Annotated in this window: 16 protein-coding genes; 13 read left to right on the forward strand and 3 right to left on the reverse strand. The window is 64.8% G+C overall.

All coding sequences use genetic code 11. The features are described 5' to 3' along the window. Positions 1-162: 162 nt before the first annotated feature. From WJU27_RS02825 to WJU27_RS02840, 4 genes are read left to right on the forward strand one after another with little or no spacing between them, the layout of a single operon-like run. The gene (locus WJU27_RS02825) at positions 163-1,161 is read left to right on the forward strand and encodes an RluA family pseudouridine synthase (protein WP_341421072.1); all 999 of its coding nucleotides are present in this window, start codon (positions 163-165) and stop codon (positions 1,159-1,161) included. Beyond that, positions 1,145-1,801, forward strand: coding sequence for an HAD family hydrolase (locus WJU27_RS02830; protein WP_341421073.1), 657 nt, complete (start codon positions 1,145-1,147; stop codon positions 1,799-1,801). Before WJU27_RS02825 ends, WJU27_RS02830 begins: the two co-directional genes overlap by 17 nt. Beyond that, positions 1,789-2,142 carry a Rieske (2Fe-2S) protein gene (locus tag WJU27_RS02835; RefSeq protein ID WP_296812251.1) on the forward strand — a complete coding sequence of 118 codons (354 nt, stop codon included), beginning with the start codon at positions 1,789-1,791 and terminating at the stop codon, positions 2,140-2,142. The genes WJU27_RS02830 and WJU27_RS02835 overlap by 13 nt, the downstream gene beginning before the upstream one ends. A gap of 10 nt (positions 2,143-2,152) precedes the next feature. After that, positions 2,153-3,118, forward strand: coding sequence for a S49 family peptidase (locus tag WJU27_RS02840; RefSeq protein ID WP_341421074.1), 966 nt, complete (start codon positions 2,153-2,155; stop codon positions 3,116-3,118). Positions 3,119-3,134: 16 nt separating this feature from the next. Here the strand turns inward: WJU27_RS02840 and WJU27_RS02845 are convergent, their stop codons facing one another. Both WJU27_RS02845 and WJU27_RS02850 read right to left on the reverse strand, forming a co-directional pair. Beyond that, on the reverse strand, positions 3,135-3,863 hold the full coding sequence (locus WJU27_RS02845) for an SAM-dependent methyltransferase (RefSeq protein WP_341421075.1): 729 nt from the start codon (positions 3,861-3,863) through the stop codon (positions 3,135-3,137). Next, entirely contained in the window at positions 3,860-4,450 is a 591-nt protein-coding gene (locus tag WJU27_RS02850) for a Maf family protein (protein ID WP_341421077.1), read from the reverse strand. Before WJU27_RS02850 ends, WJU27_RS02845 begins: the two co-directional genes overlap by 4 nt. Positions 4,451-4,590: 140 nt before the next feature. Here WJU27_RS02850 and WJU27_RS02855 point away from each other — a divergent pair, with 140 nt between their 5' ends. From WJU27_RS02855 to fabF, 8 genes are all read left to right on the forward strand, one after another. After that, positions 4,591-5,160 (forward strand): YceD family protein, encoded by a 570-nt coding sequence (locus WJU27_RS02855; protein ID WP_341421078.1) that lies wholly within the window; start codon positions 4,591-4,593, stop codon positions 5,158-5,160. A gap of 76 nt (positions 5,161-5,236) precedes the next feature. Next, the gene (rpmF, locus tag WJU27_RS02860) at positions 5,237-5,416 is read left to right on the forward strand and encodes a 50S ribosomal protein L32 (protein WP_019917801.1); all 180 of its coding nucleotides are present in this window, start codon (positions 5,237-5,239) and stop codon (positions 5,414-5,416) included. 79 nt (positions 5,417-5,495) lie between these two features. Then, a complete protein-coding gene (plsX, locus tag WJU27_RS02865) occupies positions 5,496-6,509 on the forward strand; it encodes a phosphate acyltransferase PlsX (RefSeq protein ID WP_341421079.1) in 1,014 nt (337 codons plus the stop codon). Next, complete coding sequence (locus tag WJU27_RS02870; protein WP_341421080.1) at positions 6,506-7,468, forward strand: beta-ketoacyl-ACP synthase III; 963 nt, start codon at positions 6,506-6,508, stop codon at positions 7,466-7,468. The genes plsX and WJU27_RS02870 overlap by 4 nt, the downstream gene beginning before the upstream one ends. Positions 7,469-7,507: 39 nt before the next feature. Further along, a complete protein-coding gene (gene fabD, locus WJU27_RS02875; protein ID WP_296812240.1) occupies positions 7,508-8,446 on the forward strand; it encodes an ACP S-malonyltransferase in 939 nt (312 codons plus the stop codon). Beyond that, on the forward strand, positions 8,446-9,192 hold the full coding sequence (gene fabG / locus WJU27_RS02880; RefSeq protein ID WP_296812238.1) for a 3-oxoacyl-ACP reductase FabG: 747 nt from the start codon (positions 8,446-8,448) through the stop codon (positions 9,190-9,192). The genes fabD and fabG overlap by 1 nt, the downstream gene beginning before the upstream one ends. A 136-nt stretch (positions 9,193-9,328) precedes the next feature. Then, positions 9,329-9,574: an acyl carrier protein gene (gene acpP / locus WJU27_RS02885; RefSeq protein ID WP_019917806.1), complete on the forward strand. Its 246-nt coding sequence runs from the start codon at positions 9,329-9,331 to the stop codon at positions 9,572-9,574. Positions 9,575-9,598: 24 nt separating this feature from the next. Then, positions 9,599-10,837: a beta-ketoacyl-ACP synthase II gene (fabF, locus tag WJU27_RS02890; protein ID WP_020165066.1), complete on the forward strand. Its 1,239-nt coding sequence runs from the start codon at positions 9,599-9,601 to the stop codon at positions 10,835-10,837. 389 nt (positions 10,838-11,226) lie between these two features. On the opposite strand, the gene nadB is transcribed toward fabF, so the two are convergent. Beyond that, on the reverse strand, positions 11,227-12,843 hold the full coding sequence (nadB, locus tag WJU27_RS02895) for an L-aspartate oxidase (protein ID WP_020165065.1): 1,617 nt from the start codon (positions 12,841-12,843) through the stop codon (positions 11,227-11,229). Positions 12,844-13,075: 232 nt separating this feature from the next. Between nadB and rpoE the strand changes: the two genes are divergently transcribed. After that, on the forward strand, positions 13,076-13,675 hold the full coding sequence (gene rpoE / locus WJU27_RS02900; protein WP_019917809.1) for an RNA polymerase sigma factor RpoE: 600 nt from the start codon (positions 13,076-13,078) through the stop codon (positions 13,673-13,675). The last annotated feature ends 4 nt before the right edge of the window (positions 13,676-13,679 follow it).

A 13,679-nucleotide genomic window follows, 5' to 3' on the forward strand; every position in this document is an offset into this window, starting at 1 on the left:
GCGGGATTAACCCGTGATCCGGTTTTCGTCTGCCAAGAAGGACTGCATGAGGAAGCACTTCACCGTCAATCTGTCACCCGGCGTCCGCCACTTCGAGCTGGATGTGCTCCGCACTGCGTCTGCTTCGAAATCAGACCGAAAACCCGTCGCAGTATATTTGAAATGAAGGAGTTGGGTAAAGCTCCGAAAGTTGTGCGGCATGTCGTGGATGTGGAAGAGGCCGGGCAGCGCATCGACAACTTCCTGCTGCGGGTGTGCAAGGGCGTGCCGAAGAGTCACGTCTATCGCATCCTGCGCTCCGGCGAAGTGCGTGTTAACAGCAAGCGGGTCGATCAGACCTACCGGCTTGCCGAGCGCGACGAGGTGCGCATTCCGCCGATCCGCATGGCGGATCCGGGTACGCCGGCAGCCATTCCGGCAATGGAATTCGACATCCTTTACGAGGACGACGCCTTTCTCGCCATCAACAAGCCGGCCGGTATTGCCGTTCATGGCGGCTCCGGTGTGAGCTTTGGCGTCATCGAAAGCCTGCGCCGGGCGCGTCCGCAGGCGAAACTGCTCGAACTGGCGCACCGGCTGGACCGTGAAACCTCGGGCATTCTGCTGGTGGCGAAGAAGCGATCGGCGCTGACCGCGCTGCACGATGCCTTCCGCGATGGCGGCATGGACAAGCGATACTTCGCGCTGGTGAAGGGCCGCTGGCTCAATCCGCTGCAGCACATCAAGCTGGCGCTGACCAAGTATCTGACGGAGTCGGGCGAGCGCCGCGTATCGGTCGATCCCGACGGCAAGGCGGCCCACTCGATTGTCGAACTTGAGGCGCGCTGGCCCGGCTACAGCCTGCTCGGTGTGCGCATCAAGACTGGCCGCACGCACCAGATCCGCGTGCACCTGGCGTCCAGCGGCTTCCCTATCGTCGGCGACGAGAAGTACGGCGATTTCCCGTTGAACAAGGCGCTGCGCAAGGAGGGGCTGCCGCGCATGTTCCTGCACGCCCACAGCCTGACGCTGAACCATCCGCTGACCGGCGAGCGCCTGCAGATCGAGGCGCCGCTGCCCGAGGACCTGGCGGGTTTCGTGCGCCGGCTCGACGCACAGCACCCGCGCGACTTCGACCGCGCAGCCCGCAACACCGACCAAGACCATGCCCGCACAGTTTGACCTCATCGTTTTCGACTGGGACGGCACGCTGCTCGATTCGGCGGCGGCCATCGTCCATGCCATCCAGCACGCCTGCGACGACCTGGAGGTCATGCCGCCAGACGACGCGACCGCGCGCTCGGTGATCGGCCTTGGGCTGATCGACGCGCTGGCGCGCGCTGTGCCCGAGCTGCCGGCTTCGCGCCATCAGGAGCTGGCCGGCCGTTACCGCTATCACTATCTGGCGCGCGACCATGAATTGACGCTGTTCGACGGCGTGCCCGAACTGCTCGACGAATTACGCGGGCGCGGACACACGCTTGCGGTGGCCACCGGCAAGAGCCGCGTCGGCCTGAATCGCGCGCTCGGCCACACCGGCCTTGGGCCGATGTTCGCGTCCACCCGCTGTGCCGACGAATCGGTGTCGAAACCGGCGCCCGATATGGTGCTGGAACTGATGGACGAACTGTCGCACGCGCCCGAGCGCACGCTGGTCATCGGCGATACGACGCACGACCTGCTGATGGCGCGTCACGCGGGTTGCGAGGCGGTGGCGGTGAGTTATGGGGCCCACCCTCTGCATGAACTGCTCGACGCGGCGCCGCGTGCGCACGCCGCCAGCGTGGCCGAACTGACGGAATGGCTGCGATGTCACGCGTGAACGTCTGCGCGTCGGACGCGCTGGAGGAAGGCGGAGCAGGGGTGCGGTTCGAGATCGCGGGTGCTGGCGACAAGTCGCGGCAGGCCTTTGCCGTACGTTTCCGCGGGCGGGTGCACGGATATGTAAACAGCTGCCGCCATGTGCCGATAGAACTCGACTGGAATCACGGCGAGTTCTTCGATACTTCAAAGTTATACTTGATCTGCTCCACTCACGGCGCCCTTTATGCACCGGACACCGGGCTGTGTGTCGGCGGCCCATGCCGCGGCGCACGACTGGAACCGGTGAAGCTCGAAGAATCCGATGGACAGGTGTGGCTGTCCGAAGCACGCAGCGAGTAAGCAAAACATCATGTCAGAACCTGATACGCCGTCCGACAAACGTCCTGAATCAACGTGGGAGCGCAAGCTGATCGAGCGTCTCGCGCTCGAATCGGTCACCGAGCAGCGCCGTCGTCGGCGCTGGAGCATCTTCTTCCGGATGATCGGCTTCGCCTACCTTGGCGTGCTCACCTTTGCGCTGATCGACTGGAGTTCCCTGTTCAGCCAGGCGGAACACCGCAAGCACACGGCGCTGATCGAGCTCAGTGGCGTCATCGCGCCGAATGGCGAAGCGAGCGCCGAGCGCATCGTGTCCTCGCTGCAGTCGGCATTCGACGACAAGAACACCCAGGGCGTCATCCTGAAGATCAACAGCCCGGGCGGCAGTCCGGTGCAGAGCGGCATCATCAACGACGAGATCGGCCGACTGCGTGCGCTCTATCCGGATACGCCGCTGTACGCCGTGGTCGAGGACATCTGTGCATCGGGCGGCTATTACGTCGCCGTGGCCGCTGACCGCATCTATGTGGACAAGGCGAGCATCGTCGGTTCGATCGGTGTGCTGATGGACGGTTTCGGCTTCACCGGGCTGATGGACAAGGTGGGGGTCGAGCGCCGGCTGCTGACCGCAGGCGAGAACAAGGGTTTTCTCGATCCGTTTTCGCCGCAGGATGAGCGGCACAAGGATCATGCGCGTCAGCTTCTCGGCGACGTGCACCAGCAGTTCATCGAAGTGGTACGCAAGGGTCGCGGCGAGCGGCTGAAAGAATCGCCGGACATGTTCTCCGGCCTGATGTGGAGCGGCTCGCGCAGCATCGAACTGGGTCTGGCCGACGACTTGGGCAGCGTCGAGTATGTTGCGCGCGACGTTGTCAAGGCTGCCGACATCGTCGATTTCACGCAGCGTCAGAACATTGCCGAGCGTTTTGCCAAGCAACTGGGCGCCGATCTGGGTGAGAGCGTGACCGGCGTGCTGAATCGCGTCGGTATGCGCTGAGGCGTCTGGCTACGCCTCAGTCGGCCAGCAGGAGGAAAAGTGTCGGGCGGCGGTCGATGCGTCCGATTTCCTCCGCTGTCCATTTCGACACCGGCTTCGTCCGCACGAATTGATCGGGCGCCGTCAGCGCCGCCGCCACGCACAGCAAGGTGCTGCCGCGGCAGTGAGCGCGGATCGCGTCGAACATTTTCAGGTTGCGGTAGGGCGTCTCGATGAACAGTTGGGTCTGTCTCAGTCGCGCCGACTGCTTTTCCAGCTCTGCCAGTGTCCTTGCACGCGCGGCGTCCTCCACCGGCAGGTAGCCGTGGAAGGCGAATGATTGCCCGTTCAGGCCGGACGCCATCAGACCGAGCAGGATGGAGGACGGGCCGACCAGCGGCATGACCGGGATGCCCATCGTGTGCGCGGTGCGTGCTGCCAGCGCACCCGGGTCGGCAACGCCGGGGCAGCCGGCGTCGGAAATCACGCCGGCGCTGCGGCCGGCGAGCACGGGCGCCAGCAGGTCACGCAGCAGCCGGCCGTCCTTTTCCGGCGGCAACTCGACGATCTCGAGTTCGCGCAGCGGCGTCGGGTGCTCCAGGCGCTTCAGCGTGGCGCGGGCCGACTTTGCGCTTTCCACCAGGAAGTAGTCGAGGCGGTGTGCGCAGTCGCGTACCGCCGCTGGCGTGTCGAGCGCGCATGCGGCGCCGACGTCGAGCGGGCTGGGCAGCATGTAGAGCGTGCCCGACGAGGTCGTCGCGCTCATGGCAGCGGGTAGCCGATGCCGCGCAGCAGCGCGCTGAGACGGATCAGTGGCAGGCCGACCAGCGCGGTCGGGTCATCGCCGCTCAGTCTTTCCAGCAATGCGATGCCCAGCGATTCGGATTTCGCGGCGCCAGCGCAGTCCAGCGGGTCGTCGAGATCGACGTAGCGCTCGATTTCCGGTCGAGACAGCGCGCGGAATACGACTTCGGTCGGCACCAGGGCTTCATGCCGTGTGCCCCTGCGGCCATCGATTACGCACAGCGCAGTGTCGAACACGACGGTCCGGCCGCTCAGTTCCGCCAGCTGGGCAATCGCGGCATCGCGGCTGCCCGGCTTGCCGTAGCGATGTCCGCCGCAGGAGGCGACCTGGTCGGAGCCGATGACACAGGCGCCGGGAAAGCGCGCCGCGATCGCCTCGGCCTTGCTGCGCGCGAGGCGTATGGCCTGTTCGCGCGGCGTTTCGTAGCCCAGCATCGATTCGTCGATGTCCGGTGACGCCGTGGTGAAGGGAACGCGCAGCCGGGACAGCAGCTCCTGGCGATAGCGTGAGGACGAGCCGAGGACCAGCGGAGGAAGATCTGGGGACATGTGCGGACGAGGAAAACGGAGTGCCGGTCTGCTTCTTCGCAGGCCGAAATTCTGAGCGCGCTTTGACAGCTGCTTCAAGGGGATAGTATCATTTCGGGTTTGTTTCTCCGCCCATTGCATCATCGGGCAAGCAGACGTTCATGACCGAAGCAGCCGGAGCCGGAAAGTCGACGGGTAATGTGTCGGCCGGCAATGAATCGAGCGGCGATGACGTACGTGTCCGGCTCGACGCGCAGCAGCTAGCGCGTGCGCAGCAGCGCCTGACCGGTCGCGTCGCACTGGCGTCGTTCGGGCGCCTGGCGGCGGAGTGCCGCAGTGCCGACGGAATCGAGTGGTCGCTGGCGGGCTCCTTAGACGCCGAGGGCGCATGCTGGCTGACTCTCGCCGTGTCGGCAGATGTGATGATGCAATGCCAGCGCTGTCTCGGCGACGTGCAGATCGATGTGCATAGCGAGTCCCGCTTCCGCCTGGTATTTGCTGGCGAAGCCTGGGGCGACGAAGATCTCGACGACGACAGCTTCGAGGCGCTGGAACTCGACGGGCCGCTCGATCTGGCAGCACTGGTCGAAGACGAGGTGCTGCTTGCATTGCCCGCGGTACCGCTGCATCAGCAGTGCGATGCGCCGGCGATAGCAGGTGTGAGTGAGCAGGAAACGACTTCGGCGAAGCCGTCACCGTTCGCGGTGCTCGGGCAGCTGAAACGGAATTGAATGAGGCTGGCTGGATCATCCGATCCGGCGGGCGCGGTTGTGTGGTTTTTTATCCGGTTATCCGGGGGAGTTGTTCATGGCTGTCCAGCAAAACAAGAAGTCGCCGTCGAAGCGCGGCATGCACCGTGCGCATGATTTTCTGACCGCGCCGGCCACCGCCGTCGAGTCGACCACGGGCGAGGTCCACCTGCGTCATCACATCTCGCCGAGCGGCTTCTACCGCGGCAAGAAGGTGCTCAAGACCAAGGGCGAGTGATCATCGCTTTGTCGTTCTTTCCGGCACGCCGCACCTGTGCGGCCTCCCCGGGCGACTTTGAATTGATCGGATGCGCGGCATGAGCTACACCCTGGCCATCGATTGCATGGGCGGGGATCATGGTCCGTCTGTCACCCTGCCTGCCGCCCTTGCCTATCTGCGCAGGGATCCGGCCTGCAGTCTGCTGCTCGTCGGGCTCAAGGATGTGCTCGACGCTGAACTGAAGCGTCTCGGTGCGAACAACGAGCCGCGGATTTCTGTCGTCCATGCGACCGAAGTGGTCGGCATGGACGAGCCGCCCGCGCAAGCCATGCGCGGCAAGAAGGATTCATCGATGCGTGTGGCGATCGACCTGGTGAAGGACGGTCGCGCGCAGGCCGCAGTGTCCGCCGGCAACACCGGCGCACTGATGGCGATCTCCAAGTTCGTCCTGAAGACGCTGCCCGGCATCGACCGGCCGGCGATTGCCTCCATCCTGCCGACCGTAAAGGGCCACACTTACGTGCTGGACCTTGGCGCCAATGTCGATTGCACCTCCGAACACCTGTTCCAGTTCGGCCTGATGGGCGCGATGCTGGTGTCGGCGCTCGAGTCGCGCGAGCGTCCGAGCGTCGGGCTGCTCAATATCGGCGAGGAAGCGATCAAGGGTAACGAGGCGGTCAAGGGCGCGGCCGATCTGCTGCGCGCCAGCGATCTCAACTTCTACGGCAATGTCGAGGGTAACGACATCTACAAGGGCACGACCGACGTCGTGGTCTGCGATGGATTCGTCGGCAATGTCGCGCTGAAGACCTCCGAAGGTCTGGCGCAGATGATAGGCACCTTCCTGCGCGAGGAATTCAGCCGCGGACCACTGCGCAAGCTGATGTACCTGGTTGCCCGCCCGGTCATTGCCGCCTTCCGCCGCCGCGTCGATCATCGTCGTTACAATGGCGCCAGCCTGCTCGGGCTGCGTGGCGTCGTCGTGAAGAGCCACGGCTCCAGCGATGCCTACGGATTCGAGCAGGCCATCGCCCGCGCGGCAGACGCAGTGCGCAATGATCTGATCGCCCGCATCACCGAATGCATGACACGTACCGAGGTAGCTGCATGAGTTTTTGCCGCATCACCGGCACGGGCGGCTATCTGCCCGGCGCGCCGGTGTCGAACCATGATCTGGTCGCACGGGGCATCGAAACGTCGGACGAGTGGATCGCCGATCGTACTGGCATCCGCTTTCGTCACTTTGCCGCCGAGCATGAGCATTCCAGCGACCTCGCGCTGAATGCGAGCCGCAAGGCGCTCGAAATGGCGGGTCGCGAGGCGAGCGAGGTCGATCTGATCATCGTCGCCACGTCGACGCCCGATCAGGTTTTCCCGAGCACCGCCTGCCTGCTGCAGCACAAGCTGGGCAATCGCGCGGCGACCGCGTTCGACGTACAGGCGGTGTGCTCGGGTTTCGTCTATGCGCTGACCATCGCCGAGAAGTTCATCCGTTCCGGTTCGCACAAGTGCGCGCTGGTGGTCGGTGCCGAGGTGTTCTCGCGCATCCTCGACTGGAACGACCGTGGCACCTGTGTGCTGTTCGGTGACGGTGCCGGCGCGGTGGTGCTCGAGGCGTCGAGCGAGCCGGGCATCCTGTCGTCGGCGCTGCATGCCGATGGCCACTATCACGACATCCTGTCGGTGCCGGGCCAGGTCTGCAATGGCTCCGTTGCCGGCAAGCCCTTGCTGCAGATGGACGGCCAGGCGGTTTTCAAGTTCGCCGTGCGCGTGCTGGGCGATACCGCGGTCGAACTGATGCAGGCGGCCGAACTGCCGATGACGGCGCTCGACTGGCTGGTGCCTCACCAGGCCAATATCCGCATCCTTCAGTCGACTGCCAAGCGACTCGACATGTCGATGGAAAAGGTCATTACCACGGTGGCCGAGCACGGCAATACCTCGGCTGCGTCGGTGCCGCTGGCGCTCGACATCGCCGTCCGTGATGGTCGCATCAAGCGGGGCCAGAACGTGATGCTCGAGGGTGTGGGCGGCGGTTTCACCTGGGGCGGCGTGTTGCTGCGCTTCTGATCCATTCGCTTCCGATCCACCGATTTTCCGATGTCTTCCATGCAGAAACTCGCATTCGTTTTTCCGGGCCAGGGTTCGCAATCGGTCGGCATGATGGCCGCCTATGGCGACGATGCCGAAATCCGCGCGGCTTTTGACGAAGCTTCGCTCGCTCTCGGCGAAGATCTGTGGGCGATGGCGGCCGACGGTCCTGCCGAGCGCCTGTCGCTGACCACCAACACGCAGCCCTTGATGCTGACTGCCGGCGTCGCGGTGTTCCGCAGCTGGGTCAAGCGTACCGGCCGCGCTCCTGATGTCGTCGCCGGGCACAGCCTTGGCGAGTACGCAGCGCTGGTTGCTGCCGGCGTGCTCAGACTGAAGGACGCCGTGCCGCTGGTTCGTCTGCGCGCGCAGGCAATGCAGGACGCGGTGCCGGCCGGTACCGGCGCGATGGCCGCCGTGCTGGGCCTGGACGCAGCCGCAGTGCAGGCTTGCTGCGACGAAGCCGCGCAAGGTGAAGTGGTCGCTGCTGTGAATTTCAACTCGCCGGAGCAGACGGTGATCGCTGGCCACGCCGCAGCCGTCCAGCGTGCGATGGCGTTGCTGTCGGAGCGCGGTGCCAAGCGCACGGTCGCGCTGCCGGTCAGTGCGCCCTTTCACTGCAGTCTGATGCAGCCGGCGGCCGAAAAGCTGGCCCAGGCGCTGCCCGACGTCGAGTTCCGCCGGCCGCAGATTACGCTGGTGAATAACGTCGATGTGGCTTCGCCGGACGAGCCGGACGCGATCCGCGATGCCCTCGTCCGTCAGGCGGCGGCACCGGTGCGCTGGGTCGAGGTGATCCAGCGTATGGCTGAGCTGGGCGTCGTCACGGTCGCCGAGTGCGGCCCCGGCAAGGTGCTGGCCGGCCTGACCAAGCGCATCGACCGCAACCTCAACGGCGTGGCGCTGTCCGACGGTGCCGCGCTGGAACAGCTTGCTCAACAGATCGGAGTGAATTGATGGGTGTTCTCGACGGACAGATCGCACTGGTGACCGGCGCCAGCCGAGGCATCGGCCGGGCCATTGCGCTGGCGCTCGGCCAGGCCGGGGCCACGGTGATCGGCACCGCGACCAGTGAAGCCGGCGCTGCAGGCATACAGCAGTCTTTCGAGACTGCCGGCGTCCGGGGGCGGGGCATCGTGCTCGACGTGACCGATACCGCGGCGATTCCCGCCGCGATCAGCGCGATCGAGAAGGACTTCGGCACCGTTTCGGTGCTGGTGAACAACGCCGGCATCACGCGCGACAACCTCGCGATGCGGATGAAGGACGACGAGTGGCAGGCGGTCATCGACACCAATCTGAAGGCGGTGTTCACGATGTCTCGCGCGGTGATGAAGGGCATGATGAAGGCGCGCAGCGGCCGCATCATCAACATCACGTCCGTTGTGGGCGAAACCGGCAATCCCGGGCAGGCCAACTACGCCGCCGCCAAGGCTGGTGTCGCCGGCATGAGCATGGCGCTGGCGCGCGAACTGGGTTCGCGCAACATCACCGTGAATTGCGTGGCGCCGGGCTTCATCGCCACCGACATGACCGAGGCGCTGGGCGATGCCGCACGTGACGCGCTGCTTGGCCAGATTCCGCTGGGCCGCCTTGGCTCGGCCGATGAAGTGGCCGCTGCCGTCGTGTTCCTCGCGTCGCCGCTGGCCGCCTACGTGACCGGCAGCACGTTGCATGTGAACGGCGGGATGTTCATGCACTGATATTCGGCGGTGGGCGGCGCGCGAGCGCCATACACCTCCAAAGGCGAAGTGGACCAGGCTTTCTGTTACACTCGCGCCACTTTTTTTTCGCGCTCTCACGCTCTAGTCAGGGCATACACAGGGAAGGAGTACCGCAATGGAAAACATCGAACAACGCGTCAAGAAGATCGTTGCCGAACAACTGGGCGTCAACGAAGCCGAGATCAAGAACGAATCGTCCTTCGTGGACGATCTGGGCGCTGACTCGCTCGATACGGTTGAACTGGTCATGGCGCTCGAAGAAGAGTTCGAATGCGAAATCCCCGACGAAGAAGCCGAGAAGATCACCTCGGTGCAGCAGGCTATCGATTACGTGAACCGTCATCTGGCCAGCAAGGCCTGATCGTTTCATCGAGCGGAGTACGTTTTGGCACGTAAAAGAATAGTTGTCACCGGCCTGGGCATCATTTCCCCGGTCGGGAACACGGTCGGACAAGCCTGGGAGAATATCCTGGCGGCGAAGTCGGGGATCCGTCGCATCACGCGTTTCGATCCGTCCGACCTGCCTGTCCAGATCGCGGGCGAAGTGCGCGATTTCGACGTCGCCAACTACCTGTCTCCGAAAGAGGCACGGCGTTTCGACACCTTCATCCATTTCGGCATCGCTGCCTCGATGGATGCCATCCGCGACGCCGGACTCGAGGCGAATCCGGCCAACGCCGAACGCATCGGCGTCTGCGTCGGCTCGGGCATCGGCGGTCTGCCGATGATCGAGGAAACGCACAACGCCATGCTGGCTGGCGGCGTGCGCAAGGTGTCGCCGTTCTTCGTGCCGGGCTCGATCATCAATATGATCTCCGGCATCGTGGCGATCAACTACGGTTTCAAAGGCCCGAACTTTGCGACCGTCAGTGCCTGCGCGACGGCCAACCACTCGATTGGCGAAGCGATGCGCCTGATCGAGTACGGTGATGCCGACGTGATGATTGCCGGGGGTGCCGAATCGACGATGTGCCCGCTGGGCGTGGCCGGCTTCGCGGCTGCCAAGGCGCTGTCGGGTCGTAACGATGATCCGGAGACCGCCAGCCGTCCGTGGGACAGCGGTCGTGACGGCTTTGTGCTGGGTGAAGGTGCCGGCGTGCTGGTGCTCGAAGAGTACGAGCACGCGAAGGCACGCGGCGCCCGCATCTACTGCGAACTCGCGGGCTACGGCATGAGTGCCGACGCGCATCACATCACTGCGCCCTGCGAGGACGGTGAAGGCGCATCGCGCAGCATGGCGAATGCGCTGCGCAACGGCGGTGTGGCGCTGGATGAGGTCGATTACATCAACGCTCACGGCACCTCCACGCCGCTGGGCGACATCGCCGAGACGGTGGCGATCAAGCGCTGTTTCGGTGAGCACGCGAAAACGCTGTGCGTCAGCTCGACCAAGTCCATGACTGGCCACGCACTGGGCGCAGCGGCGGGTATCGAGGCGGTGGTGACGGTGATGGCGATCCACAAGCAGATCGCGCCGCCGACCGCCAATCTGCGCGACCAGGATCCGGCCTGCGATCTCGATTACGTGCCGCTGGTGCCGCGCGAGATCAACATCCGTTCCGCGCTGTCGAATTCCTTCGGTTTCGGCGGCACGAACGCGACGCTGGTTTTCCGTCGCATGTGAGCGACCGGCCTTGAACCGCGAGCGGCTTCAGGGCTTCCGGCGGATGCATCTGAAAGGGTCACGTCTTCGCGACGTGGCCCTTTTTTTCGCCTTGCTTGCCGCTGTGGTCGCGTCGGTATTGCTGGGCCCTCTCGCCATCGCGCTCTGTGCGCTCTCGCTGTTGCTGACCGCAGCGGCGCGCGCGCGAGCGGGGCGCCTGTGCGGGCTGGCGTGCGAGGATGGCGTATCCCTCACCTGCGTGCAGTCCGTCGGCGAGGCGCTTAGCGGCCGCCCCTACGCCGCGAGAATGGGGCGTGCATGGACTTCGGTCACGCTGGACGGCGAGGGCGGTCGACAGCACCTGCTGCTGTTTGCGGACCAGTTCGACAGCGTCGACGACTACCGACGTTTCAGACTGTGGTTGCGTGCTGTTCTTCAGGCTGACGCGAGCGACGCGGGCGCAGGATGGTCGGGCTGGCTGCGTCGCTGGTATCGGGGTAGTCACGACTGAAATGCAGGCCGCGGCTCTCGTGCCGCTGCATCGCGCTGCGCACGATGAGGTGGGCGGTCATGACCAGATTGCGCAATTCGATCAGGTCATTGCTGATGCGGAAGTGCGCGTAGTACTCGTCGATCTCGCGTTCCAGCAGGCGGATACGGTGCAGTGCGCGTTCGAGGCGCTTGTTGGTGCGCACGATGCCCACGTAGTCCCACATGAAGCGGCGCAGCTCGTCCCAGTTGTGCGCGATCACCACCTCTTCGTCGGCGTCGGTCACGCGGCTTTCGTCCCAGGCCGGTAGGTCGGGCAGGGAAGAGCCAGGGCGGGCGAGAATGTCCTGTGCCGCAGACTCCGCATAGACAAGGCATTCCAGCAGCGAATTGCTGGCCAGCCGGTTGGCGCCGTGCAGGCCGGTGTAGCTGGTCTCGCCGATCGCGTACAGGCCGTCGACATCGGTGTGCGCACGCTGGTCTACCTTTACGCCGCCGCAGGTGTAATGCGCCGCCGGCACCACCGGAATCGGCTGCCGCGTGATGTCTATGCCGAGTTCGAGGCAGCGGGCGTGGATGTTCGGGAAATGGCTGATCAGGAAGTCGGCCGGCTTGTGCGACACGTCGAGATAGACGCAGTCGAGACCGCGCTTCTTCATTTCGTAGTCGATCGCCCGTGCTACGACGTCGCGCGGCGCCAGTTCGGCGCGCTCGTCGTGCGCCGGCATGAAGCGTTCGCCGTCGGGCAGCCGCAGCAGGCCGCCCTCGCCACGCATCGCCTCGGTGATCAGGAAGGACTTGGCGTGCGGATGGTAGAGGCAGGTCGGATGAAACTGGATGAACTCCATGTTTCCGACCCGGCAACCGGCACGCCAGGCCATCGCGATGCCGTCGCCGGTCGCGGTATCCGGATTGGTCGTGTACAGATAGACCTTGCCGGCACCGCCGGTTGCCAGCACGACCACGGGCGCCGCAAAGGTGTCGACGCGGTCGTTCTCGATATCGAGGACGTAGGCGCCGGCGCAGCCCAGTTCGGGGCGACCGATCTTCCAGCCGACGATCAGATCGACCGCCAGATGGCGTTCGAAGATATGGATGTTCGGGTGCGCCTTGACCTGACCGGTCAGCGTCATCTGGATGGCCGAGCCGGTCGCGTCGGCCACATGCACGATGCGGCGGTGACTGTGGCCGCCTTCGCGAGTCAGGTGGTAACCGAGCGAGGTCTGATCGTCGCGCGTGAAGGGGACGCCGCGGCCGATCAGCCACTCGATCGCCCGTCGGCCGTTCTCGACCACGAAGCGGCTGGCCTCCGGGTCGCACAGTCCGGCGCCGGCGACCAGCGTGTCGCGCAGATGCGCCTCGACCGAATCCTCGCTGTCGAGCACGGCAGCGACGCCACCCTGGGCCCAGCTGGACGCCGAATCCTCCAGCTTCTGCTTGGTGACCAGGGCGACCTGGCGACCGGCTTCCGCCAGTCGCAAAGCGAGCGCCTGTCCGGCCAGGCCGCTTCCGAGTACCAGCACGTCGAATGTCTGCACGGCGATCAGCAGTTCAATGGGAGGGCTGCACTATATCGCAGCGCAGCGAGAGGATGCCGGCCGCGGACACGCTGGTCGCAATGAACTTTGTCGGAAGCCCCCGGTCTGTGCAGGCATGGACGCGACACTACACCCCCTCCAAGTGGTACCCAGGCCTGCGCGCTCGGATATACTGCGCGCCAGTTCAAAACCCGCGCCGGTGAAAGACCCGGGTGGCACAACATCGGCCCAGATGAGCGAGCGAGAGGTTGACCAGCTGCTTGTCGAGCGTGCGCAGCGCGGCGACAAGCAGGCCTTCGGTCTGTTGGTCAGCAAGTATCAGCGCAAGCTCGGACGGCTGCTGTCGCGCCTGATACGCGACCCGGCCGAGGTAGAGGACGTGGCACAGGAGGCCTTCATCAAGGCTTACCGTGCGCTGCCCTCGTTCCGCGGTGAAAGCGCGTTTTACACGTGGCTGTACAGGATAGGCGTCAATACGGCGAAGAACTACCTTGTGTCGCAGGGGCGCAGAGCCCCGACCAGCACGGAGTTCGATTCCGAAGAGGCGGAAAACTTTGACGACAGCGACAACCTCCGGGACATCAACACCCCCGAGCGGCTGCTGCTGACCAAGCAGATCGGACAGACGGTGACCTCCGCAATGGAAGCACTGCCCGAAGAACTGCGCACAGCCATCATGTTGCGTGAGCTCGAAGGCATGGCCTACGAGGAGATCGCGACAGTGATGGATTGTCCGATCGGGACGGTGCGTTCGCGCATTTTCCGTGCCCGGGAGGCGATCGCCGAGAAGCTGCGGCCGCTGCTCGACACGGCTCCCGACAAGAGGTGGTAACAGG

The organism is Methyloversatilis sp. NSM2 (assembly GCF_038066675.1).
GTDB lineage: Bacteria > Pseudomonadota > Gammaproteobacteria > Burkholderiales > Rhodocyclaceae > Methyloversatilis > Methyloversatilis discipulorum_A.